This is a genomic window from Simplicispira suum (assembly GCF_003008595.1).
GTDB lineage: Bacteria > Pseudomonadota > Gammaproteobacteria > Burkholderiales > Burkholderiaceae_C > Simplicispira > Simplicispira suum.
Map to the genome: position 1 here is coordinate 3,267,067 of NZ_CP027669.1, position 24,157 is coordinate 3,291,223.

General features: G+C 63.3%; 21 protein-coding genes and 1 pseudogene. 7 read left to right on the forward strand and 15 right to left on the reverse strand.

Features of this window, described 5'->3' with window-relative positions; genetic code table 11:
• The first annotated feature begins 77 nt into the window (after positions 1-77).
• The 3 genes from dnaE (at position 78) to clpA (ending at position 6,607) form a co-directional block, all read left to right on the forward strand.
• Positions 78-3,575: a DNA polymerase III subunit alpha gene (dnaE, locus tag C6571_RS15145; RefSeq protein WP_106448275.1), complete on the forward strand. Its 3,498-nt coding sequence runs from the start codon at positions 78-80 to the stop codon at positions 3,573-3,575.
• Between the two features lie 92 nt (positions 3,576-3,667).
• A complete protein-coding gene (clpS, locus tag C6571_RS15150; RefSeq protein ID WP_106447423.1) occupies positions 3,668-4,036 on the forward strand; it encodes an ATP-dependent Clp protease adapter ClpS in 369 nt (122 codons plus the stop codon).
• 222 nt (positions 4,037-4,258) lie between these two features.
• Entirely contained in the window at positions 4,259-6,607 is a 2,349-nt protein-coding gene (clpA, locus tag C6571_RS15155; protein ID WP_106447424.1) for an ATP-dependent Clp protease ATP-binding subunit ClpA, read from the forward strand.
• Positions 6,608-6,852: 245 nt separating this feature from the next.
• Here clpA and C6571_RS15160 read toward each other — a convergent pair whose 3' ends face one another.
• From C6571_RS15160 to C6571_RS15180, 5 genes are all read right to left on the reverse strand, one after another.
• Entirely contained in the window at positions 6,853-7,563 is a 711-nt protein-coding gene (locus C6571_RS15160; protein ID WP_106447425.1) for a VIT1/CCC1 transporter family protein, read from the reverse strand.
• A 93-nt stretch (positions 7,564-7,656) separates the two neighbouring features.
• The gene (locus C6571_RS15165) at positions 7,657-8,355 is read right to left on the reverse strand and encodes an RES family NAD+ phosphorylase (RefSeq protein WP_106447426.1); all 699 of its coding nucleotides are present in this window, start codon (positions 8,353-8,355) and stop codon (positions 7,657-7,659) included.
• A gap of 4 nt (positions 8,356-8,359) precedes the next feature.
• Complete coding sequence (locus C6571_RS15170) at positions 8,360-8,731, reverse strand: antitoxin Xre/MbcA/ParS toxin-binding domain-containing protein (protein ID WP_106447427.1); 372 nt, start codon at positions 8,729-8,731, stop codon at positions 8,360-8,362.
• A gap of 128 nt (positions 8,732-8,859) precedes the next feature.
• Positions 8,860-9,186: a type II toxin-antitoxin system PemK/MazF family toxin gene (locus C6571_RS15175; RefSeq protein WP_106447428.1), complete on the reverse strand. Its 327-nt coding sequence runs from the start codon at positions 9,184-9,186 to the stop codon at positions 8,860-8,862.
• Entirely contained in the window at positions 9,183-9,401 is a 219-nt protein-coding gene (locus tag C6571_RS15180) for an antitoxin MazE family protein (RefSeq protein ID WP_106447429.1), read from the reverse strand. The genes C6571_RS15175 and C6571_RS15180 overlap by 4 nt, the downstream gene beginning before the upstream one ends.
• 139 nt (positions 9,402-9,540) lie before the next feature.
• Here C6571_RS15180 and sbcB point away from each other — a divergent pair, with 139 nt between their 5' ends.
• Together sbcB and C6571_RS15190 are read left to right on the forward strand one after the other, a co-directional pair.
• On the forward strand, positions 9,541-10,992 hold the full coding sequence (sbcB, locus tag C6571_RS15185; protein ID WP_106447430.1) for an exodeoxyribonuclease I: 1,452 nt from the start codon (positions 9,541-9,543) through the stop codon (positions 10,990-10,992).
• Positions 10,993-10,994: 2 nt separating this feature from the next.
• Complete coding sequence (locus C6571_RS15190; RefSeq protein ID WP_106447431.1) at positions 10,995-12,311, forward strand: protein kinase domain-containing protein; 1,317 nt, start codon at positions 10,995-10,997, stop codon at positions 12,309-12,311.
• A 100-nt stretch (positions 12,312-12,411) separates the two neighbouring features.
• Here C6571_RS15190 and C6571_RS15195 read toward each other — a convergent pair whose 3' ends face one another.
• The 5 genes from C6571_RS15195 to C6571_RS15210 all read right to left on the reverse strand — a co-directional run bounded on the left by C6571_RS15195 (position 12,412) and on the right by C6571_RS15210 (position 17,480).
• Positions 12,412-14,121 carry a GDYXXLXY domain-containing protein gene (locus tag C6571_RS15195; protein ID WP_106447432.1) on the reverse strand — a complete coding sequence of 570 codons (1,710 nt, stop codon included), beginning with the start codon at positions 14,119-14,121 and terminating at the stop codon, positions 12,412-12,414.
• Positions 14,118-15,080 carry a DUF2157 domain-containing protein gene (locus C6571_RS15200; RefSeq protein WP_170094751.1) on the reverse strand — a complete coding sequence of 321 codons (963 nt, stop codon included), beginning with the start codon at positions 15,078-15,080 and terminating at the stop codon, positions 14,118-14,120. The genes C6571_RS15195 and C6571_RS15200 overlap by 4 nt, the downstream gene beginning before the upstream one ends.
• 754 nt (positions 15,081-15,834) lie before the next feature.
• Positions 15,835-16,215, reverse strand: coding sequence for a hypothetical protein (locus C6571_RS15205; protein ID WP_106447434.1), 381 nt, complete (start codon positions 16,213-16,215; stop codon positions 15,835-15,837).
• A 118-nt stretch (positions 16,216-16,333) separates the two neighbouring features.
• Positions 16,334-16,675 (reverse strand): hypothetical protein, encoded by a 342-nt coding sequence (locus C6571_RS19545; RefSeq protein WP_146139347.1) that lies wholly within the window; start codon positions 16,673-16,675, stop codon positions 16,334-16,336.
• Positions 16,676-16,817: 142 nt separating this feature from the next.
• Positions 16,818-17,480, reverse strand: a complete 663-nt coding sequence (locus tag C6571_RS15210) for a DUF4145 domain-containing protein (RefSeq protein WP_106447435.1) — start codon at positions 17,478-17,480, stop codon at positions 16,818-16,820.
• Positions 17,481-17,621: 141 nt separating this feature from the next.
• On the opposite strand from C6571_RS15210, the pseudogene C6571_RS15215 reads away from it, so the two are divergent.
• A pseudogene (locus tag C6571_RS15215) lies at positions 17,622-18,628 on the forward strand (integron integrase).
• 312 nt (positions 18,629-18,940) lie between these two features.
• Here the strand turns inward: C6571_RS15215 and C6571_RS15220 are convergent.
• The gene (locus tag C6571_RS15220) at positions 18,941-19,252 is read right to left on the reverse strand and encodes a DUF1499 domain-containing protein (RefSeq protein WP_170094753.1); all 312 of its coding nucleotides are present in this window, start codon (positions 19,250-19,252) and stop codon (positions 18,941-18,943) included.
• Positions 19,253-19,432: 180 nt separating this feature from the next.
• Positions 19,433-20,110: a nitroreductase gene (locus C6571_RS15225; RefSeq protein ID WP_106447437.1), complete on the reverse strand. Its 678-nt coding sequence runs from the start codon at positions 20,108-20,110 to the stop codon at positions 19,433-19,435.
• A 385-nt stretch (positions 20,111-20,495) separates the two neighbouring features.
• Between C6571_RS15225 and C6571_RS15230 the strand changes: the two genes are divergently transcribed.
• Positions 20,496-21,359: an isocitrate lyase/PEP mutase family protein gene (locus tag C6571_RS15230; protein WP_106448276.1), complete on the forward strand. Its 864-nt coding sequence runs from the start codon at positions 20,496-20,498 to the stop codon at positions 21,357-21,359.
• A gap of 17 nt (positions 21,360-21,376) precedes the next feature.
• On the opposite strand, the gene C6571_RS15235 is transcribed toward C6571_RS15230, so the two are convergent.
• From C6571_RS15235 to C6571_RS15245, 3 genes are read right to left on the reverse strand one after another with little or no spacing between them, the layout of a single operon-like run.
• A complete protein-coding gene (locus tag C6571_RS15235) occupies positions 21,377-21,868 on the reverse strand; it encodes a dihydrofolate reductase (protein ID WP_106447438.1) in 492 nt (163 codons plus the stop codon).
• 12 nt (positions 21,869-21,880) lie between these two features.
• The gene (locus tag C6571_RS15240) at positions 21,881-22,714 is read right to left on the reverse strand and encodes a thymidylate synthase (RefSeq protein ID WP_106448277.1); all 834 of its coding nucleotides are present in this window, start codon (positions 22,712-22,714) and stop codon (positions 21,881-21,883) included.
• Positions 22,715-22,728: 14 nt separating this feature from the next.
• Complete coding sequence (locus tag C6571_RS15245) at positions 22,729-24,153, reverse strand: FAD-binding oxidoreductase (protein WP_106447439.1); 1,425 nt, start codon at positions 24,151-24,153, stop codon at positions 22,729-22,731.
• Positions 24,154-24,157 lie beyond the last annotated feature (4 nt).

The window sequence follows — 24,157 nt, forward strand, 5'->3', positions numbered from 1 at the left end:
CCAGGCAAAAAAAGCATTCTAGCGGGCCTCTCCCGGCGCGCAGGATGGCGGGCGAAGCAGCTTTCTACAATGCCCGGATGTTTGTTCATTTGCGCCTGCACACCGAATTTTCCGTCGTCGACGGCACCAACCGCATTGACGAAGTCGTGGCCAGCGCCGCAGCCGACGGCCAGGGGGCGCTGGCGATCACCGATCTGAGCAACCTGTTTGGCGCCGTCAAGTTCTACAAGGCCGCACGCAGCAAGGGCCTGAAGCCCTTGCTGGGTGCGGAACTGATGCTGGCCGGGCCTGACGGCGCCACACCGTCTCGTATCGTGCTCCTGGTGCAAAGCATGCAGGGCTATCTGAATCTCTCGGAGTTGCTTGCCCGTGCCTGGACCCGCAGCGCGTCCAAAACGCAGGCTGTGGCCAGCTGGGAGTGGCTGCAGGAGCTGGGAGACGGTTTGATCGCTCTGGCGGGAGCACAGGCGGGCCCGGTGGGACAGGCGCTGCTGCGCGGCGACGATGCCGCAGCCTGCGACGCGGCGCTGCGCCTGGCGGGCATCTTCCCGCACCGTTTCTATTTGGAGGCGCAGCGCGCGGGCCGCGCGGACGACGAGGCGCATGTGCTGGCGGTGGCCCAGCTTGCCGCCAGGCTGGAATTGCCCCTGGTGGCTACGCACCCGGTGCAGTTTCCCACCGCCGACGATTACGAGGCGCACGAGGCGCGCGTGTGTATTGCCGAGGGCGAGATTCTGGGCAATGCACGGCGCGCGCGCCGCTTCACGCGCGAGCAGTACTTCAAGTCCAGCGCGCAAATGCAGGCCTTGTTTGCCGACCTGCCTGCGGCGCTGGCCAATACCGTGGAGATCGCCCAGCGCTGCAATCTTTCCTTGGTGCTGGACAAGCCCCAGCTGCCGGACTTCCCTACGCCGGGCGGCATGCCGATCGATGAATTCTTTCGCCTTTCGTCCTTCGAGGGACTTGAGCAACGCCTCGCGCACCTGTACCCGAATGCCGCCGAGCGCGAACGCCAGCGACCGCGTTACGTTGAGCGCCTGGAATTCGAGCTGACAACCATTCTCAAGATGGGTTTTCCAGGCTACTTCCTGATCGTCGGCGACTTCATCAACTGGGCCAAGAAGAACGGCTGCCCGGTAGGGCCTGGGCGCGGATCGGGTGCGGGCTCTCTGGTGGCTTATGCGCTCAAGATCACCGATCTGGACCCGCTCGAATACCAGCTGCTGTTCGAGCGATTTCTGAATCCCGAACGGGTCTCCATGCCCGACTTCGATATCGATTTTTGCCAGAGCAACCGCGACCGCGTGATCGACTATGTGAAGGACAAGTACGGCAAGGACGCGGTCAGCCAGATCGCCACCTTCGGCACCATGGCCGCACGCGCAGCCATTCGCGACGTGGGGCGCGTGCTCGACATGAGCTACACCTTCTGCGACGGCATCAGCAAGTTGATTCCCAACAAGCCAGGCCAGCACATCACCATTGCCGGTGCCATTGAGGCCGAGCCGATTCTGGCCGAGCGCCTGGCGCGTGAAGACGAGGTGAAAACCCTGCTGGCGCTGGCGCAAAAACTGGAAGGCATGACGCGCAACGTCGGCATGCACGCGGGCGGCGTGCTGATTGCGCCGGGCAAGCTGACCGATTTTTGCCCGCTGTACCAGCAGCCGGGCAGCGAGTCGGCGGTCAGTCAGTACGACAAGGACGATGTCGAAGCCATTGGCCTCGTCAAGTTCGACTTTCTGGGTCTGGCAACGCTCACCATCCTGGAAATCGCGCGCGAATTCATTGTTCAGCGCCACAAGGGCCAGGAAGACTTTGCCTACGAAAACATTCGCCTGGACGATGCCGCCACCTACCGATTATTTTCTGAGGGAAAAACCGAGGCCGTCTTCCAGTTTGAGAGCCGCGGCATGCAGGGCATGCTCAAGGAAGCCAAGCCCACGCGCCTGGAAGACCTCATTGCGCTGAACGCCCTGTACCGACCGGGTCCCATGGACCTGATTCCCAGCTTTGTGGCGCGCAAGCACGGGCGTGAGCCGGTGGAGTACCCGCATCCGCTGGTGGAGAACATGCTGTCGGAGACCTACGGCATCATGGTCTATCAGGAACAGGTGATGCAGACCGCGCAGATCCTGGGCGGCTACAGCCTGGGCGGCGCCGACCTGCTGCGCCGCGCCATGGGCAAGAAAAAGGCCGAGGAGATGGCCAAGCACCGCAGCATCTTTCGCGAGGGCGCGGCCAAGAACGGGCTTTCCACCGAAAAAGCCGACGAAGTCTTCGATCTGATGGAGAAGTTCGCGGGCTACGGCTTCAACAAGTCGCACGCCGCTGCGTATTCCCTGCTGGCCTACCACACCGGCTGGCTCAAGGTGCACTACGCGGCCGAGTTCTTCTGCGCCAACATGACCGTGGAAATGGACGACACCGACAAGCTCAGGGTGTTGTTTGAAGACGCGCGCAAAAATTTCGGGCTGACGTTTGAGCCGCCAGACGTCAACCGGGGCCGCTACCGTTTCGAGCCGGTGTCGGATAGCGTCATCCGCTACGGTCTGGGCGCTGTCAAAGGCACGGGGCAGCATGCCATCGACGCCATCGTCGCGGCGCGCGAAGGCCGGGGGGCGGGGCCGCGCGGCTCTGCCGTCGGGCCGTTCTCCAGCCTGTTTGATTTTTGCCTGCGGGTGGACCGCACGCGCATCAACAAGCGCACCGTGGACGCGCTCATCAAGGCCGGCGCGTTTGACGCGCTGGAGCGCAACCGCGCTGCGCTCAGTGCTTCCATTGACCGGGCGTTTGACTTCGCAGCCGCCGCGCAGGCCAACGAGCACCAGGGCGGCCTGTTCGACATGGCAGGCGAAGACACCCATGGCTCCAGCACCCAGGAACCCGATCTGGTTCCAGTAACCCCCTGGGGCGTGCGCGAACAGCTCATGCAGGAAAAGTCGGCGCTGGGCTTTTATCTGTCGGGCCATTTGTTCGACGAAGTGGCGCGCGAGGTGCGCCGCTTTGTGCGCACCGGTATTGGTGAATTGGTCGACAGCCGCGAGACGCAAACCGTGGCCGGGATCGTCAGCGACTTTCGCGTCATCAACGGCCAGCGCGGCCGCCAGGCCATCTTTGTCCTCGAAGACGGCGCGGGGCGTGTCGAGGCCACCGCCAGCGACGCACTGGTGCAACAACACCGCGATCTTTTCAAGGACGATGAGCTTTTGATCGCCACCGGCCGCTTGCAACCCGGACGCAATGGATTTGAGGCGCGCTTTGTTGTGCAGCAGGCTGGCGACCTCGCGGATGCGCGCTGCCGATTCGGCAAATACCTGCGCGTTGACGTGGGCGAGCGACCTCCCGAGGTGGCACGGTTGCTGGCCGAATATGCAGCCCGCAAGCACTCCACCGAGCACGGCGACGTAGTGCAAGGCCTGCGCGTGCGCATGGGCGTACGCTGCCAGGGAGATGAGGGCGCAGCGAGCGCGGAGTTGCAATTGGGCGATGCGCACCGCATGTACCCGAGCGACGCTGCACTAGCCGCCTGGGCGGCCGAAGCTGAACTTGGACGGGCTTTGGTGGTCTACGAGTAATTGGAACAAAACCGTCCGCAGGCACTGATCCCCACACCTGACATGCAATCGGCCCGTTTCTTCTCCTGCAGGACCGGGCCGCCATCGCTAGAATGAATTTCATGGCAACCAAACCCCCAGCACCCCCGCGTACGCCGCGCGTCACCCGGCCCAGGCCGGACGACGGCGACTCGGTCGTGCTTGAGCGGCGCACGCAAAAAACCCAGCCGCCACAGATGTACCGGGTACTGATGCTGAACGACGATTTCACGCCCATGGAGTTCGTGATCGTGGTTCTGCAGGAGTTTTTCAGCAAAGACCGCGAAACCGCCACGCAAATCATGCTCAAGATTCACCTGGACGGCAAAGGTGTCTGCGGCGTGTATTCCCGCGATGTAGCCGCCACCAAGGTGGACCAGGTGCTGGATGCGGCGCACAGTGCAGGACATCCCCTTCAATGCGTGAGCGAGCCAGTTGAATAACCAGTCAGTCACCCCAAATACCCAACGGTCAATGCTGAATATGCCCTTCACGTACCGCACATCCCCGCACCGGGCGTCCTGCCGCGTTGCAAATCCTCGCCATAGCATCGGCTATGGCTGCGGTTTGCGCCTTGCAGGCCATCGCGTTGCGGGGCGTGCGCCATCGCGAGGACCTATCCAGCATCGCCCATATTCTTTATCTGCAAGCACAAAGGAGTTCACATGATTGCTCAAGAACTGGAAGTCAGCTTGCACATGGCCTTTGTCGAGGCCCGGCAGCAACGCCACGAATTCATCACCGTCGAGCATTTGTTGCTCGCGCTGCTCGATAACCCCAGTGCCGCCGAGGTATTGCGCGCTTGCTCGGCCAATATTGACGATCTGCGTGCATCGCTGGCCAACTTCATCAAAGACAACACGCCCCAGGTCGCTGGCACCGATGAAGTCGACACGCAACCCACGCTGGGCTTCCAGCGCGTCATTCAGCGCGCCATCATGCATGTGCAGTCCACAGGCAATGGCAAGAAGGAAGTCAACGGCGCGAACGTGCTCGTCGCCATTTTTGGCGAGAAGGACTCCCACGCCGTGTACTACCTGCACCAGCAGGGTGTGACGCGCCTGGATGTGGTCAATTTCATTGCCCACGGCATCAAAAAGGGCGAAGCACCTGAAGCCGCCAAAGGTGGCGAAAGCGCGGCCGAGGCCGAAGAAGGCAGCAGCGAGAAGAACGAAAAAGCCTCGCCACTGGAGCAATTCACGGTCAACTTGAACCAGCTTGCCAAAGACGGCAAGATCGACCCGCTGATTGGCCGCCACTACGAAGTCGAGCGCACCATCCAGATTTTGTGCCGCCGCCGCAAGAACAACCCGTTGCTCGTGGGCGAGGCCGGTGTGGGCAAAACGGCGATTGCCGAGGGCCTGGCCTGGCGCATCACCCAGGGCGACGTGCCCGAAATCTTGAGCGAAGGCATCGTCTACTCGCTCGACATGGGTGCGCTACTGGCGGGCACCAAGTACCGGGGAGACTTTGAGCAGCGCTTGAAAGGCGTGCTCAAGTCGCTCAAGGACAAGCCCAACGCCATCCTGTTCATCGATGAGATTCACACGCTGATCGGCGCGGGTGCGGCATCTGGCGGCACGCTGGACGCGTCCAACCTGCTCAAGCCGGCGTTGAGCTCGGGCGCGCTCAAGTGCATTGGCGCCACCACCTTCACCGAGTATCGCGGCATCTTCGAGAAAGACGCAGCCTTGTCGCGGCGCTTCCAGAAGATCGACGTGGTCGAGCCCACGGTGCAGGAAACCATCGACATCTTGAAGGGCCTCAAGAGCCGTTTTGAAGAGCACCACAGTGTCAAATACGCCGCCGCCGCGCTGCAGGCTGCGGCCGAGCTGAGCGCCAAGTACATCAACGACCGCCACCTGCCCGACAAGGCCATTGACGTGATCGACGAGGCGGGCGCTGCGCAGCGCATCCTGGTGCCCTCCAAGCGCAAAAAGACCATCGGCAAGACCGAAATCGAGGAAATCGTGGCAAAAATCGCCCGCATTCCCCCGGCCAACGTCTCCAACGACGATCGCGGCAAGCTCCAGGTGCTCGAGCGCGACTTGAAGAGCGTGGTGTTCGGCCAAGACAAGGCGCTCGACGTTCTGGCGTCCGCCGTCAAGATGGCGCGTTCCGGTCTGGGCAAGGGTGACAAGCCCATTGGCTCCTTCCTGTTCAGCGGCCCCACGGGTGTCGGCAAGACCGAAGCGGCCAAGCAGCTGGCCTACATCATGGGCATCGAGCTGATCCGCTTTGACATGTCGGAGTACATGGAGCGCCACGCGGTGAGCCGCCTCATCGGCGCGCCTCCGGGCTACGTTGGGTTTGATCAGGGTGGTTTGCTGACCGAGGCCATCACCAAGAAGCCGCACGCCGTGCTGCTGCTCGACGAAATCGAGAAGGCGCACCCGGACATCTTCAACGTGCTGCTGCAGGTGATGGACCACGGAAGCCTCACGGACAACAACGGGCGCAAGGCCGACTTCCGCAACGTCATCATCATCATGACGACGAACGCGGGCGCCGAGACCATGAACAAGGCCAGCATCGGCTTCAACAACGCCCGCCAGGCGGGCGACGAGATGGTCGACATCAAGCGCTTGTTCACGCCCGAGTTCCGCAACCGGCTGGACGCCATCGTCAGCTTCAAGGCGCTGGATGAAAACGTCATCCTGCGCGTGGTGGACAAGTTCTTGCTGCAGCTCGAAACCCAGCTGGCCGAGAAGAAGGTCGATGTCACCTTCACCGACGATCTGCGCAAGCACCTCGCCAAGAAGGGGTTCGACCCGCTGATGGGCGCGCGGCCAATGCAGCGCCTGATCCAGGACACGATCCGCCGTGCGCTGGCTGACGAACTGCTGTTCGGTCGCCTGCAGGACGGCGGGCGCCTGACGGTGGACATCGAGGTCAAGAAGGACGAGCAGGGCGTGGAAACGTCCGAGGTCCAGCTCGACATCCAGCCGCTGCCCAAGCGCGAACGCGCCACCAAATCTGAGCCGGCCGAACCCGAAGAGGCCACGGCAGACTGAGCGAGCGCTGTGCTCTCCAGCAAAGGCCAGCAGGGTGACTTGCTGGCCTTTGTGTTTGCTGGCCGCGCTGCGCCGAAGCTGTCGGCGCAGGCTGGCAAGCAGCTTTTGGGGTGCTCCACTTTCCCGAAAGCCCGCGTGGTGCGGAAGTTGTGCGCGAAGTCACCGCTCTATTTTTGGTAGCTATCTACGCCCGTCTGGTAGGCGCTGGCGCCTTTTTTTAATCCATTCCGACAGGCAGGCGCGCATCACCCCACCGGCGCCCCGACCAGCGCCCCCACCCCCGCAGTGATGGCCATGGCCAGTGCGCCCCAGAACGTCACGCGCAAGGCGCCCACCAGCATGCCGGCGCCGCCAGTGCGCGCGGCCAAGGCGCCTAGCAGGGCCAGGAAGACCAGCGCGGTCCCCGGCACCCAGGCCAGCAAGCTGCCAGCGGGTGCAACGACCACCACCAACAAAGGCAAGGCGGCGCCGACGGCAAAGCTGGCGGCGGAAGTGAGCGCGGCCTGCACCGGGCGGGCAGCCATGGTCTGCGAGAGTTCGAGTTCGTCGCGAGCGTGCGCGCCCAGCGCGTCGTGCGCCATGAGCTGCTGGGCCACCTGCTGGGCCAGCGTTGGTGCAAGGCCTCGGCCTTCGTAGATGGTGGCCAGCTCGCGCTCTTCGGCCTGCGGGTCGGTCGCCAGTTCGCGGCGTTCGCGGTCGATATCGGCTTTTTCGGTGTCGGCCTGCGAGTGCACCGAAACATATTCGCCTGCCGCCATCGACATGGCACCGGCCACCAGGCCCGCCACCGCCGTCATCACGATGGCAGAAGGGCTGGCCTGTGCGGCTGCCACGCCCACTACGAGGCTTGCGGTGGAGACAATGCCGTCGTTGGCGCCGAGCACGGCGGCTCGCAACCAACCCATGCGCTCGCCCCGGTGACGTTCAAGGTGCAGGCGGCGGCTGGCGGAGATCATGCTGTGCTTTGGGGTGATGGAGCGTGGCAGCGTAGGGGGCGCAGCGCCCAGCCGTCAAGCGGGGCGGCTGGTTGTTCAACTTTGCCCGAACAACTAAAACGCCCACACAAAACTGCCCTCAGGCCCGGCAAACATCACGCTGTCCTGCGTGGTCTTGCAACGCCAGGTCTGTAGCGTGCGATCCAGCCCGCCGGTAGGTTCAAACAGCGCGGCTGCATCAAAAACGACCGCACAGCGGTTGTCCGGCGCGCGCACCGATTCGTAGGCGATCCACTGCACTGCACGCTCGTCGGCGGCTGCGGCGACGGCCTGGGTGGCGCTGTAGTCGCTGCTGTGCGTCCACAGTGCGCGGCACTGCAGCCAGGGCGGAGCCATCAAATCAAGGGCGCGGCCGCGTACACGGCCTTGAAAGAAGCTGTGTTCGGTCAGCAGCACTTCGGAGCGCAACCCCTCGCTGTCCATCAGGAAGCGGTGGCGCCAGTAGGCCACCTCGGCACACGCAGCCTGCAGCGACTCGGCGCCGTACCACTGGCCTTGCGTGTGGGGTGGGCGAAAGCGGCTGGCGTGCTGTGGGCGGTAGCGAAACGGGGTGGTCAGCAGGTAGTGCTTGGGCCGCGCGGTTTTTGGCGGTGGTGGCTTGCTGGTTTCAAGCAGTTGCTCCAGCAAATCCTGCTCGGCCGGGGTGTCCACCAGCCGCATGGTGGCCACCACATGCTGCGCCTCGACGCCGCGCCAGGCCAGCAGGCTGCGGACTTCGACCGACGACTCCAGCCAGGCGGGGTCCCAGGTCATGGAATCAAGCCGGGGCGCGCATGCCGTCGAGGTAGTGCAGCGTGGCAACCAGCCCTTCGGCCTTTTGCACCAGTTGAATCGGCTTGCCGCCCAGCGCCCGGTTGTGCGACTGCATCCAGGTCTGGCGCTTGCCGTCGTCGGTGCCGACCAGCGCGTCAAGCGAGCGGTACACGCGCACCAGCAGCAGGGCCAGTTCGCCTTCCTTGGAGGCCGGGTCAATCGCCTTGTCGCCCTTGAGGATGCGCGAGACCGTGGGTTCGCTCAGCCCCACGGTGCGCGCCAGCGCCGCGCCCGACAAGCCGAGCAACTGGCTGGCACGGATGGTGGCCTTGGCGAGCACGTCGCTCGGTTGGGGGGACAAGGCGTGTTGTTTCATGGCAGAGAGTGTGGTTTCTAATGAAATGTTTTTATAGAAACATCGAAATATTAAACTAGAAACAGGCCTTTCGAGTGGCTTGAGCCTTGCGGCCCCCAACAAGCCATGCGGTCAAAAGTGGTGGCATATCACTTCGCAATCCCCAGGAATACGGCCAGGCAGCGCTCCACCTCGACCATGGCATCCGAATCGATTTGGCCGAAGACCGAACCCAGCTTGTCGCGTTTCACGGTCATGGTTTTGTCCACCATCACCTGTGAAGGCTTCTGTAAACCGTTTTCGGCATTCGCTTGAAGCGGGATGCGCAGCAACGGGGCGGCGACAAGTGCGCTTGTCACTGGGAGCACCGTCACGGTGGCATGCTCGTTGAAATGGTCGGCCTGAATTACCAAGGCGGGTCTGGGTTTGCCGAAATCGCCTTGCATCGCGATGGTCACCAAGTCGCCGCGCTTCATTCTGTCCAGCCATCCAAGTCCGCCAAGGCGTCATTCATGAAGTGCTGCATGTCCGTATCTGCCATGTCTGCCTGAGCGGCAAGAAGAGATTGGCGGCGGCATTCCTGCGCAAAATCAGGCCGCCTCGTATCCGGCACCCATATTTGCACCAAACGAAGGCCCGCCATGCGCAACGCGTCGCGGTGCTTTTGAACCCGTGAATTGACATGCGCCATTGGGTGATCCTCTGTTGTTACATGCAACATTTTAGGGGTATGTGTCGTTACATGCAACACTCGGTCTACAGCGGCAGCAACACACCGTGGTGCCGCCGCACACAGCCGTTACCATCGCGGCACACAGACGCGACCCGCCATGCTTCCCCACACCTTCCTCTGGCACGACTACGAAACCTTCGGCTCCGACCCGCGCCGCGACCGGCCGGCGCAGTTTGCCGCCATCCGCACCGACGCCGAGTTGAACGAGATCGGCGAGCCGCTGATGCTGTACTGCCAGCCGCCGAACGACTATTTGCCCGAGCCCGAAGCCTGCCTCATCACCGGCATCACGCCGCAAGTCGCGTTTGAGCGGGGTGTGAGCGAGCGCGAATTTGCCGCGCGCATCCACGAGGCCATGGCGCAGCCGGGCACCATTGGCGTGGGCTACAACACGATTCGCTTTGACGACGAGGTCACGCGCCACATGTTCTGGCGCAACCTCATCGACCCCTATGGCCGCGAGTGGCAGAACCAGTGCGGCCGCTGGGATTTGCTCGATGTGGTGCGCCTGGCCTACGCCCTGCGGCCCGACGGGCTCATCGTCTGGCCCAAGAAGGAAGACGGCTCGCCCAGCTTCAAGCTGGGCGACCTGGCCCAGGCCAACGGCCTGCTGCATGAGGCAGCGCACGATGCGCTGTCAGACGTGCGCGCCACCATTGCTCTGGCCAAGCTCTTGCGCCAGCACAACGCCAAGCTGTTTGACTTTGCCCTCGGCCTGCACAAGAAAGAGCGTGTGGCCGCGGAGCTGCGGCTGCCGACCGATGTGCAAAATGCCCGGCCGTTCCTGCATGTCTCGGGCATGTTCCCCGCCGAGCGCGGTTGCCTGGCGGTGATGATCCCGCTCGCCACGCACCCCTCCAACAAAAACGAGCTTCTCGCCTGGGACCTGGCGCACGACCCGTCCGAGCTGGCGACGCAAAGCGTGGACGAACTGCGCCTGCGCCTGTTCACGCGCAGCGCCGACCTGCCCGAGGGCATCAAGCGCTTGCCGGTCAAGGGCGTGCATCTGAACAAGTCGCCCATGGTGGTGGGCAACCTCAACACGCTGACGCCCGAGCTGGCGGCGCGCTGGGGCTTCGACATGGGACTGATTGCGGAGCATGCCGAGCGCGCGCACTTGCTGCCCGACATGAGCGCCATCTGGAAGGCGGTGTACGAACGGCCGCGTGCCGATGGCCCTGCGCCCGATGTGGAGCAGGATTTGTACGGCGGCTTTGTCGGCAGTGGCGACCGCCGCCGGCTCGATGAGCTGCGCGCCATGACCGGCGCGCAACTGGCCAGCGCGCGCACTGGCTTTGACGATGGCCGCCTCACCGAGCTGCTGTTTCGCTACCGCGCGCGCAACTTTGCGACCACACTCGCTCCTGAGGAGCAGGCGCGCTGGCTGCAACACCGCACCGATTGCCTGTTGCATGGCCAGGGCGGGGCGTTGACCGCGCAGGCGCTGTTCGAGCGCATCGACGTGCTCTCTGAGACGGCGGACGAGCGTGCCGAAGCCATTCTGGGCGCGCTGTACGACTGGGCCGAAACCATCGTTCCGGAGCAATAGCCATGGCAGACCTGGTGCCCGCCACCATCGGCAAATACCGCATCGAACGCGAGCTGGGGCGCGGTGCCAGTGGCGTGGTGTACCTGGGGCTCGACGGTCTGCGCGGCCGCAAGGTGGCGGTCAAGCAAATGCACGCGCACCTGCTGGCCGAACCGGCGCAGGCCGCGCGCCACCGCCGGCAGTTGCAGAGCGAGGCCGCGCTGGCCGCACGCCTGCGCCACCCCAACATCGTGCGGTTGCTGGACGCCGACGAATCCGCGACGCCGCCTTATCTTGTCTTTGAATACCTGAGCGGTCGGCCGCTGTCCGACCATGCCAGTGCCGATAACCTGCTGCCTGTGGCGCAGGTGCTGGATATCGCCTTCAAATGCGGCCACGCGCTGGAATATGCCGAGCGCCAGGGCTTGGTGCACCGCGACATCAAACCCGCCAACCTGCTCTTGGCCGACGATGGCGAAGTCAAGCTGGTGGATTTTGGCGCCGCCCTCTCGACGCAGAGCGAGGCCACGCAGCTCGCCGGTCTGGTGGGTTCGCCCTCGTACATGTCGCCCGAGCAGGTGCGGGAAGAAACCCTCACCCACCACAGCGACATGTTTTCGCTCGGCGTGGTGGTGTACGAACTGCTCACCGGGCGCCGGCCGTTTGATGGCGAAACCGATTTCGCCACGCTCTACCGCATCAGCCACGATGCTGCCGCAGCGCCCAGCCTGCTGCGCGCCTCGCTGCCGGCGGAAGTCGATGCCTTTGTGCTGCGCGCCCTGGCCAAGGCCCCGCAAGACCGCTTTGCGCACTGGTCTGATTGGGCCGACGCCTTGCTCGCGCTCTCGCGCAGCCTGCCGCGCCAGAAGTCGCAGGACACGGAGACCGAGCGTTTCGCACGCCTGCGGGCCTTGCCGTTCTTTGCCGATTTCCACGACGTCGCCCTGTGGGAGCTGATGCGCCTGGGCAACTGGCGCCGCGTGCCGCGCGGCACCGTGCTGATGCGCGAAGGCACGCCCGGCGATTCGTTCTGCATCCTCATCGAAGGGGAGGTGAACATCACGCGCCAGGGCTGGCAACTGTGCACCCTGGACGCGGGCGTCAGCTTTGGTGAAATGACCTTTTTGCGGCCCGATGCCCCCATCCGCACCGCCACGGCAGTGTCCGGCTCTGAGGTGCTGGTGCTCAAGGTGCGCAACCCGGCGCTGCGCGGCGCGTCGGACACGCTGCAATCGTGCTTTGACAAGGCGTTCATCAAGCTGCTGGTGGGGCGGCTGGTGGCCACGAACGAGCAGGTGGCGGAGTGGGATTTGGTGGCTGCGCCGCCAGAGAATTCCTGAATTGATAGCTGCTAGCGCTTATGGGATAAGCGCTGGAGGCTATTTTTATACGAATTTTTGACCGTGCGGGCGGACGGTTGCCGCACCACCCACGGCATGCTTACTTTGCTGAGCGCTCCAGGGGTGCTGGCGCAATGGCGTTGAGGGACTCATCGGCAAGTCCGACCAGCAAGGCGCGCCCGTCTGGCAAGGCGCGGAATTCGCCGAAGCGGGCGCGGCTGAAGGGCGTGCCCAGCCCTTCCGGGAAATAGAACGCATCGGTCACCAGCACCCAGTCGCCTTTCAGGCGCTTGAGTTCCAGGCGGCGTTCATCCGTCGCCAGCGTCTCGCCATCTTGCGCCACGCGCAGAACCTCGGCGACGCCGCGGGGGTTCAGCCGCACGGTGACCTGCACCGACCGGACCAACCCCTGGTTTGCCTGCTCCTTGAGCTGCTGGCGAACATTGCCTGGAATGACGAAGTTGAGCGCCATGTAGTCGCCTTGCATCAGCGAGCGCGGGTCGCGCGGCGCCAAGGGCAGGTAGAGTTTTTCTCCCTGCGCGATGACCTGCTCTTTGCGCTGCACGTCGCGGTGCACCAGGCCCAGCGCTACGGCGCCGGCGAGCGCAATGGCTAGCGGCGCCAGCCACGGGCGTGAAAGCTTCGCGCCGGGGTCGGCGGGTGCGCGTGCACCCTGCCGATCGCGCAACACCCACAAGACCAGCGCGAGCGCCGCACCCGTCGCCGCCAGCAAGGCTGCCTTGTGCACCAGCGGCCATTGCAGCGCGTAGTAAAAGCCCGATAGCTGCGCCAGCAGCGTCAGTCCCGCCAGCGCCAGCAGTGCCCGCCGTCCGGTGCCCAGCGCCACGGTGCCAATGAGTGCCACCACACCGACCTGCGGCACCACCAGGCAAGCCAGTGCCAGCACCGCGAACACCCATCCCAACAGCCGCAGCAGGGCCACGTTGTGCGTGCGAGGCCGCTCGCGCAATTGCCAATGCACCACCAGCCAGGCAGCCGCACCCAGCACCAGCGCCAATTGCACGGCGGCCGGCCAGCCCAGATCCAGAATACCTGCCAGCCCGGCGGTCAAGTCGTCGGCGGACCCACGCGGGCCGCGCCCGAACATGGCATTGAGTGACCAGAAGTGGCGTGTGCTGGCATAAGCCGCAGCCAAGAGCAGTGTCACGGCCACGCCATCGGCCAGAGCGGCCGCCTGGCGTGCCCTCGCGTGCACGGACCACTTCGGTTCGCGCGCGCTCCAAATCGCCCACAGCAGCGCCAGCGCCACGAGCACGGTGATCGACGGAAACGCTTCGATGGCCTGCCACCTGGTGTTCCCGTGCCCGCCGAACGTCAAAGCCAGGGCGACGCCTGCGGCCATCGAGCCCAGCACCCGCTGCACCCAGGCCACGCGCACCACGAGCGCCACCGCCAGCAGTGCGACCAGCAGCACCAGCAGAGAAGGGTTCTCCCACCGAAATCGCATCGCCACCACCAGCAAGGCCAAACCGGTGATCAAGGCGCTGAACGCCAATTGCGTGATGAACATGCCAGGCCGGCGGCGCAGCACGACGCTGGCGCCGCCGAGCAGCAGAGCAGCCGTGATCCATGCTCCTGGAGATTGGAAAAAGAAGCGGTACGACAGCAGCGACAGAAACCCCAAAAACGGCAGGACCACCAGTTGCGCGCCCAAAAAGTTCAGCGCCAACAGTACCCACGACGGGCCTGCTGCTTCGTGTGTGACAGGCATTGCCTCCTGCGGCAACACATCTTCGGCAATGGCCGAAACCGCCAAGGCCACGCGGGAACTGCTTGTGGACGCCATCATGCGGCTCCTTCGCTGCTTTGCAGCCGGTAAAGCCAGGTGCCGCTGAGTCCGACACAAGCGGCTGACGCCACGGTGAGCAAAAGGGCTGAGCCGACTTCGACGCGGGAATGGGCCACCAGCACACGCGCCAGCCCCGCAATGACCAGCACATCGAGCGCCAGCACCGCCATCGCCAGCACCACAAAGTCGCGTGGCCGCCGCGCGAGCGACACGGCCAGCACCGCGGCGGCCAGCGCGAGATTCAGCATGAACATCTGTGGTTGATCCCGCGCGAGCAATGCCCAGAAGCCCAGCGCCACCCACGCCGACAGTGCCATCGCCGCCGCAATGCGCGACGCGATGCGTGCTGGTGCCACAACCCCCAGCCGCGGCAGTGCCATGGGCAGCGCAAACACCACCACCCACAGCAAAGGCGTCAGCCAACTGCGGCCACTGCGCCAGCTCAGCAGGTTGGCCAGCGGGTTGAGCAGGGTATCGCTCGACCACAGCGCAATCGCCAGCCCGGCGATCAGCAGCCAGGCAGCCCACAGCCCATCGCTGCGCGCTACCAGCGTCCACACCAGCGCCAGCCCAGCCCAGGTGGCAAACAGCTGCCAGGGGTCGGCGCCGGTCTGGTAGGTCTGCCCGACGAAGGCCAGCAAAGCGCCCAGCGCGAGTGTTGCAAGCAGCAGTGCAGCTGTGCGTGCTCGCGGCCAAGGCAATGCAGCCAGTACGCTCAGCAGCAGCGCGCCTTCCAGCAAGCCAAGCTTGAACGCCCGCGTTTGCGTTTGCCAGTTGGCCGCGACCCAGAAGATCAGCCCTGCACCCAGCAGCAGCGCCGCCAAAAGCGCCAGCCCGCGCTCAAGAGCGCGCTTGAGCTCAGGCGGTTGCTGGTGCAATCCAGACAGCTGCCACAGCCGCTGGGCGCGGGGAGCATCAAGCGCAAAGCGCTGCACCCATTCATGAATCGTTGCGTGCACTCCCGCCCCCCTTCCAGTCAAATGGCCGCCATCGTAGCGGCAAAGGTTAGGGACACTGAGAGTGCAGTGCCACGTGATTTGCAGGAAGGCCCAGTGCGCTGCGAGTACCTTGTCGCAACGGTGCGAGCTGATGCGTTTGCAGTGCGCCGCCATCGGCGTAGCCGAGAGCGAGGTGGCTGGGCTCAATGCGCGCAAACCGGCGCTGCGGGGGCATCGGAGGCGCTGCAGTCGTGCTTTGACAAGGTGTTCATCAAGCTGCTGGTGGGAGCTTGGTGGTGACGAACGAGCAGGTGGCGCAATGGGATTGGGTGGTAGCGTCGCCTGAGAATTCCTGAATTGATAGCTGCGAACGCTTATGGAATAAGCTCTGGAGGCCAATTTGGTTTGATTTCTTTCGTGCGCAGACGTGGGCACGGCGCAGGCCTTCACGCAGGCATGTCGCAGGCATTGGGGTCGGATCGCGATGCAGCGCAGCGAAACTCGTGCTCAGACCTTAATCCCGGAACGAGCGTGGCGCAGCGATAGTGCAGTGTCATGCATGCCTGTGACACTGCATAGAAGTCCGAGAGGATGGGGGGCCTTTGAGACAGGAACTGCCAGCGACCAGTTCTGAAGCCGCCCGCCTGGATAAATGCTCAGGCGTGTGGGCCAGACTGCTTTTTCATATCGGCTAACGGCCGAGGTAAGCCGCCCGCAGTACGCGGGTCGGCTTGAGCCGGGTTAGGCCGCGCCGCCGCACGATATAGACAGGCCTTCATTCAGAATGCCGCTTTTTGCCGAACACTTCGTCCATCGCTTTCACCATCTTGTCAAACGGAAGGATTTCGCTCGTCCGCGGAATGGTTGACCAGTAAGACCAAGTGCCCTTCACCTTCTCTCTCTGAATGTCAGGTGGAGGAGTATTAGAGTCGGTGTATTGCTTCGAGAACTGCGCAATCATGATAGCGGCCGTGGACGATTCTGATCTCTTCAATGCCGTCGCAGCTCCACCTACCAACGCCGCGCCTTCCGGATTACTGAGAAGAGCCTCAATTAGGTCATTGTGCGTAAGGACGGGATCCATGCCCGATCTCGCGCGAATCTCCTTGAGAAGGATCGGTGTGACGTCGGCAAGCGCGAAAGAGTTGTTCGACATTTTGGTAGCTTTGCAACTTGGGTTGAGAACCTGAATCTGACTGTTCCGAGCCTTGGCAGGCTGTTTTAATATGAGTGTGCTTGAGCTTGATTATACAAAGTGGAGCGTCGATTTTGTTTTAGAATTCTGCTATTCGGACAACAAAATGCTCGCCGTTTAACTGGGAGACTGCCTTGAAGAGTGTGGCTTCGTCGACTTGAGGCAGTGCCTTCGCGAAGGCGTTGATCAGCACCAATAGTTGCATACGCGAGCACGCCGCGACATGCAAACACCAGTCCGGTGTGTTCCGTTTTATTTTTTCCTTGTCTGCCCAGGTAACATAGGCAGAGTGTGCAGCCCATCCACTGATCCCATACGCTTCAAACTCTAATAACGTAGGCGGGCACTTATCGTTTGTAAACCGGCGTTGCCAATCAGGCTCTCCCGGTGCAGCATGTAATGAGAAGTCAAATGTTGTCATTCGTCGACCTACGTCAATTTTTCTGCGAAGTTAAATAGAGGTTTTCCTGTTAAATCTGACAACGTCTTCTATATACGCCCTCTTATGCTTGGGGTTCCTCGGATGCGCTAGGCCGCCACGCTTGGGCGGCCTAACGCTGGAATTAGATTGCACCACGGGAACGCCTGCTTTTGTACTGCCGGATCTGATGGGGCAAAGAGTAGAGATATTCGAAAAGATACGTACAGAACTGAACAACATCCTTGGCGTCCTGTGGTGATGTTTCGGGCTGATCGGCAGCAGGGTGAGCGGACTCGTTTCCGAGTTCGCGGAGCTCGTGCGCCCACTCCTGCATTACCGGCGGAATCATGCCTTTGCTAGCGAGATCGTTGATCTCCTGCTTCAGGTTGTTTCCCTTGGCGCCGCAGTCGCGCAGAGCTACTTGTAAGGCGCTGCGCGCCATTACTGCGGCCGCATCCCAGATTTCGTTTTGCAATGACTGCTGCGCTTGCAGCCAAAAACGACCAACGGGCGCTGGCCACGTATCTGGCGCTTTCGTTGCTTTCCGCGGGAATGGTAAGAGTCGGTAGTCGTGAACGTCGCCGCTGGACGAGGGCGACCACAGAGCCATTACATAGCCGGCGCAGTTTCCGCACTTGAGTGTTGTGAAGTAGAGGACTTTTCGGTCGTTGGGCTTCGCCTTGCTGGCTTGATGCTCAACCGTGAAGTTACCGCGCTCAAAACAAAACGCACAAGTAATTGCATGCACCTCGAGTTTGCTGCCCGAGTAGCCGCTCCATTCTCCAAGATCCCACCAACTTTTCATATGCAACCTAACGAATCCCGCAGAATTTGCGGGATAAGCTGGATGCTGCGGGATATTCTGGACACGGCTTCCTCCTGAAAGTGGCTTGCAGGCTGGGTTTGTGGTCGATACACTGTGTAAAAACACAGGTATAAAACTCCCATGAAACCCGGCACCCCTGTTTTGCGCTCCACACGACTACTGGATCAGGTTCGGGAGCGTGTTCGCTACCTTCACTATAGCCTCAGCACCGAGAAGGCTTACCTGTATTGGGTGCGTTTTTTTATCCGTTGGCATGGTCGGTCTGGGGCTATGCGGCATCCGCGTGAGATGGGTGCGCAAGAGGTGGAAGCATTTTTGACCATGCTGGCCACCGAGCGCCGGGTATCGGCATCCACGCACAACCAGGCGCTCAGCGCGCTGTTGTTTCTGTATCGGGAAGTGCTGGCAATTGATTTGCCTTGGCTCAATGGTGTGAACCGCCCGGCGCAAAAGCGCCGCATACCCAGTGTGATGACCAAAGAGGAAGTGGCGGCGTTGTTCCAGTTTCTGGACCCGGACATGTGGCTCTTGGCGCAACTGTTGTATAGCACCGGGATGCGGCTGATGGAAGGGTTGCGGCTGCGCATCAAGGATGTGGACTTTGATCGCCATGTGATCATCGTCCGCGAGGCCAAGGGCAACAAAGACCGGGTGGTGATGTTGCCACGCGCTCTGCTTGCCCCGTTGCGTCAGCAGTGGCGACATGCCCGGTGTGTTTGGGAGCAGGACCGGCAGGCGCAGCGCGGTGGGGTGCAAACGCCGCATGCGCTGGAGCAAAAGTATCCGCAGGTTGGCAGTACCTGGGAGTGGTTCTGGTTGTTTCCCTCGCCCACGTATTCTGTAGACCCGCAGTCGGCGCTGAACGCCGCCATCACTTGTATGAAGAAAGGCTGCAACGCGCTGTCAAGAAGACTGTGGCCCAGGCGGGCATTTACAAGCCTGTTTCCGTGCATACCCTGCGCCACAGCTTCGCCACGCACTTGCTGCAGTCGGGCACCGATATCCGCACGGTGCAGGAGCTTTTGGGTCACAGCGATGTGTCTACCACCATGATCTACACGCATGTGCTGAAGGTGGCCGCTGGCGGCGCGGTCAGCCCGTTGGACGCCTTGGGTTTTGGTGTATGACAGACCGCTTTGCGGTGGATGGATCAACGTCTCGTTGGGGTCGAACTCCGTCATCTACCAGTTGTGCAGTACGAGCACGGCGACCAGGCAGGCTTGCTGCACTCCCAGAGCGATGGTCAAAAGGCAAAGCGGCCAAGTTCTAGCGACAGCGACGCAACCCAAAATTCGCCGTCGCACTCAGAGCGCGATTGAAGGCAGCGCGCCAGTGACTGCAATTTCGGACAAACATTTGAATGAAATACGGCCCTGGCACTTACTGGTATTGCGCTGCCATGACACTTTTGCTGAAAGCAAGCGTGCCCGATAGCGCTTTCAGCGCTTGCGACGCGCTTCGAACTGCGTGGAAAATTCCGCCATGCGCGAGCGGTTCTTGCCAAAGTCGTACTTGCCGACCAAGGAGCGGGAGCGGTAGTCGATGCGCTGCGCCTCTGCATCGACCCTGAAATCGACCAGATCCCTGAACCCCAAAAACGTTGTAAACACCACCTCCATCGACAAGGCGTCGGTCTTGACGATTTTTGCTTGGGGAAACTTCGCCAGCGTGGCGCGCAGCGCCTCCATGGCCTGCGTCGGCGTGCCCTCGAAGCGCAGTGGCCCAAGGCCACTGGTGCCGAAGGAGTTCACGCAGTTGGATGTCACCTTGCAGGCCAATGCGGCGCGGGTCGCATCAGTGGCTGGGCTGGCAACCGGCGGGGCGGCTGGCACAGCGTGTGCGGCGAAGCCGGCCACGAGCAGCGCAAGAGTGCTCGCCGTGCGGGCGCTTTGGAGTCTGGTTGTCACAGGCATCGGTGCGTCGCTGGGCGCTCAGTCGCCAAAGCCCAAAAACGTCGCCGCCTCGTCCACGCTCTTGCGCTGCGAGACCACTGCGTTGGCGGGGAAGCTTTCGTCCGGCCAGCCCATGGCAATGCAGGTCTGAATCACCTGGTCTTCGGGGATGCCGGCCTCGGCGCGCACCACCGGCGACTGCATGATGCCCTGGCTGTTGATCACGCAGCCCAAACCGCGCGCCCAGGCAGCGTTGACGATGCTGTTGACCACGCCGCCACAGTCAAATGGCGCAATGTCGCTGCCGTGAATGGCGCGGTCGTAGGTCACGACGATGGAGACGGGCGCGTCGAACTGGCGAAAGCCGCGCAGTATCCAGTCGTGGCGTTTTTCCTTGTTGTCGCGCTCGATGCCCATGGCAGCGAAAAGCTGTTTGGCCACGCCAATCTGCCGATCGCGGTGCGGGCCCACGTACTCCGGCCCCAGGCGAAACTCGCGCGAGTGCGGCACCCCTGCCAGGTTGCGCTCCACGTTCCCGGCGCGGATGCGGTCCAGCACCTCGCCGCTGACCACGTAGAAGTTCCAGGGCTGGGTGTTCATGGACGTGGGCGCGCGCATCGCGAGCTCCAGCACCTCGCGGATGAGCGATTTGGGAACCGGCTTGTTCAGGTAGCCGCGAATGCTGCGGCGCTGCTGGAGGACGTCGTCGAATTTCATGCGGGTCTCGTTGGGGTGAATGCCTCGGGGTGGGCGCCTGTGTCCGGGCGTGCCGGCCTGATGTGAAGACCATTGTCCAAAGCTTGGTCTGCCCCATAGGTCAACTGCGTGACATGCACGGCGCTGGGGCAGGGCGAGCATGTCGATCATGAGCAACGGGGCATGGACAACATCGTACCGGGATGCAGATAGCGTGAAACACTGCACCAGGGTCTTGGCCCATTGGCTGCGCTGCAAAGGCCCGCTGCGACAATTCATGGAGCGGCCGGTTGAGGCCGACTTTTGCACGACGGACGATCCAGGCAGACGCCAGAGTCTTTTCATTTTGATAGCTGCCAACGAAATCCCGGCGGGCGCCAGCAGCGAATTTTCTTTAGGAAATGGCATGAACACCAAACAACAACTCAAGGACCTGGTCAACGCCCGTCGCGGCATGCTGGTGCCCGGCGCCTTCAACGCGCTCTCGGCCAAGGTGATTGAAGACCTCGGTTTCGAGGCGATCTATGTGACCGGGGCCGGCGTTACCAACATGTGGTTTGGCCTGCCTGACCAGGGTTTCATGGGGCTGACCGACATTGCAGACCACACGGCCCGCATCCGCGACGCAGTGGAGCTGCCGCTGATCGTGGACGCCGATACGGGTTTTGGCAACGCGCTTAATACCTACTACGCGGTGCGTACGCTTGAGCGGGCTGGCGCCGACTGCATCCAGCTCGAAGACCAGGTCTCGCCCAAGCGCTGCGGGCATTTCAGCGGCAAGGATGTGGTCAGTACCGAAGACATGCTGGGCAAGATCAAGGCTGCCGTCGATGCCCGTCGCAGCGAAGGCACGCTCATCCTGGCACGCACCGATGCCTGCGCTTTGCATGGTTTCGAAGCGGCGGTGGAGCGCGCTCGCCAATACGGTGAGGCCGGCGCCGACCTGCTGTTTGTTGAGGCCGTCACTACGGACAGCGAAATCCGCAGTCTGCCGCAGCGCCTTGACAAGCCGCAGGTGATGAACATGGTGATTGGCGGCAAAACCCCCCTCGTCGGTGCCGAGGAACTTGCCCACCTGGGCTACGGCATCGTTCTTTATGCCAACGCGGCCTTGCAGGGCGCCGTCATGGGCATGCAAAAAGCGCTCACCGTGCTGCGCGATGAGCGCTCGGTGCGCGAAGACTCCGGCTTGGTGGCGCCGTTTGCCGAGCGCCAGCGGCTGGTGGGCAAGCCGGCGCTGGATGCGCTGGAGCAGCGCTACGCGGTTTGAGGCGGGTGTCGTGAGTTTCAGCGCCTCGCGCGCTCATAGCGCACAAAGCTGAGCGGCGTGCCGTCCTGCGCCTGCAGGCGCTCGCGGCTTTGCTCGACCCATTCCGGGCCGAGTTCGGGCGCGTAGGCGTCGCCCGCGTAGTCGCGCTCGATTTCGGTGACTTCCACGGCATCGGCCAGCGGCAGGGCCTGCGCGTAGATTTGCGCGCCGCCAATCACCCAGACCGTGTCCGAGGACTCACATAGTTGTAGCGCCTCACCCAAGCTGGATGTGCGCTGGACGCCATTTTCATGCCAATTTTCTTGCCGCGTGATGACGATATTGCTGCGCCCCGGCAGTGGGCGAAAGCGCGCCGGCAGAGAGTCCCAGGTCTTGCGGCCCATGACCACCGGGCAGCCGCCGGTCAGGCGCTTGAAGTGCGCCAGATCTTCGGGCAGGTGCCAGGGCATGCGCCCGTCCTTGCCGATGACGCCGTTGGCGGCGCGAGCGTAGATGAGGTTCACTTTCACCGGCTCACCCGCCTAGATCGCTACCGGCGCCTTGATGGCCGGGTGGTGCTCGTAGTTCTGGATTTCGAAGTCTTCAAACTCGTAATCGAACAGTGTGGCCGGCTTGCGCTTGATGTGCAGCTGCGGCAGGGCGTAGGGCTTGCGGTCGAGCTGGGTGCGCACCTGCTCTTCGTGGTTGCTGTAGATGTGGCAGTCGCCGCCAGTCCAAACGAAGTCGCCCAAGTCGAAGTCGCACTGCTGCGCCACCATGTGCGTGAGCAGGGCGTAGCTGGCGATGTTGAAGGGCACGCCCAAAAACAGGTCGGCGCTGCGCTGGTACAGCTGGCACGACAGGCGGGCGCGCTCGCCCAGTTGCTGCGCGGGCGCCACGTAAAACTGGAACAGCGCGTGGCAGGGCATGAGGGCCATTTTGTCGAGCTCGGCCACGTTCCAGCTGCTGACCAGAATGCGGCGCGAATCGGGGTTGCTGCGCAGCTGCTCGATGACCTGCGCCATCTGGTCGATGTGGCCGCCGCCCGGCGTGGGCCAGCTGCGCCACTGCACGCCATAGACCGGGCCGAGGTCGCCGTTTTCGGCAGCCCATTCGTCCCAGATGGTGACGCCGCGCTCTTGCAGCCAGCGCGCGTTGCCGTCGCCGCGCAGGAACCACAGCAGTTCGAGCGCAATGCTTTTGAAGTGCACCTTCTTGGTGGTGATCAGCGGAAAGCCGCGCGCCAGGTCAAAGCGCATCTGGTGGCCGAACACGCTCCTGGTGCCGGTGCCGGTGCGGTCGCCCTTGTGCACGCCGTTCTCCAGCACGTAGCGCAGAAAGTCTTCGTAGGGCGTGGCCACCACGCGGGTGGACATGGCGGGGTGGTGAATCATGGCAAGGGGCCGAGCACGCGGCCCGGGTTCATGAGATTGTGGGGGTCGAGCGCCTGCTTGATGCTGCGCATCATGGCCAGCGCGACGGGAGATTGGTATTCCTTGAGCGTATCGACCTTGAGCGCGCCCACGCCATGCTCGGCCGAGAACGAGCCACCAAACTTCGCCGCGGCCCCGTAGACCAGCTTGTTGACGTCGTCCTCGCGCTCGCGCAAGAACGCAGCCGCATCGCCCCCTTCGGGGGCCTGCACGTTGTAGTGCAGGTTGCCGTCGCCCAGGTGGCCGAAGTTGACCAGGCGCACGCCGGGGATTTCGCGCGCCAGCAGCACGTCGGTGTCGGCCACAAAGGCGGGGATGCGCGAGATCGGCACGGAGATGTCGTGCTTGATGTTCAGGCCTTCTTGCGCCTGCGCGAGCGGAATGCTCTCGCGGATGTGCCACAGCTGCTGCGCCTGCGTCAGGTTCTCGGCCACCACGGCGTCGAGCACGCAGCCGGCTTCGAACGCGGCTTCGAGCAGCGCCTCGAAGCGGGCGCGGGCGTGGTCCTCGGATTCGCTGTCGGAGTTCTCCAGCAGCACCGCGTACTGCACGCCCTCCTGCTCGACAAACGGCACGCGCAGCTGCGGCATGTGCTTGGCCACCAGCGAGAGTGCAAAGCGCCCCATGACCTCGAAACCGGTCAGGTCCGCGCCCAGGCTGCGCTGCGCTAGCGAAAGCAGCGCAACCGCCTGCTCCATCGACGGCACGGCCGCCCAGGCGGTCAGGCGCGCGGCGGGGCGCGGGAACAGCTTGAGCGTGGCGGCGGTGATGACGCCGAGCGTGCCTTCGCTGCCAATCATCAGGTTGCGCAGGTCGTAGCCGGTGTTGTCCTTGCGCAGGCCCTTGAGGCCGTGCCAGATGTCGCCTTGCGGCGTGACCACTTCCAGCCCCAGGCACAGCTCGCGCGTGTTGCCGTAGCGCAGCACCTGCGTGCCGCCGGCGTTGGTGCCCAGGTTGCCGCCAATGGTGCAGCTGCCTTCGGCGGCGAGTGAGAGCGGAAACAGCAGGCCGGCGCTTTCCGCTGCAGCCTGCACGTTTTGCAGCACACAGCCGGCTTCCACGGTCATGGTCAGGTTGGCCTGGTCGATGCCCCGCACGGCGTGCATGCGGGTCAGGCTGAGCACCACTTCGCGGCCCGAGGTGTCGGGTGTGGAGCCGACGGACAGGCTGGTGTTGCCGCCTTGCGGCACGATGGGCACGCCAAAGGCCGCGCAGGCGCGCACCACGGCGGCGACTTCGTCGGTGCTGGCGGGGCGCACCACGGCCAGGGCCTTGCCGTGCAGGCGGCCGCGCCAGTCGCGCTCATAGGCGCTCAGGTCGCCTTCGGTCATCACGTGCGCCGGCCCGACCAGGTTGCGCAGGGTGGTTAGAAAATCGGACATGGAA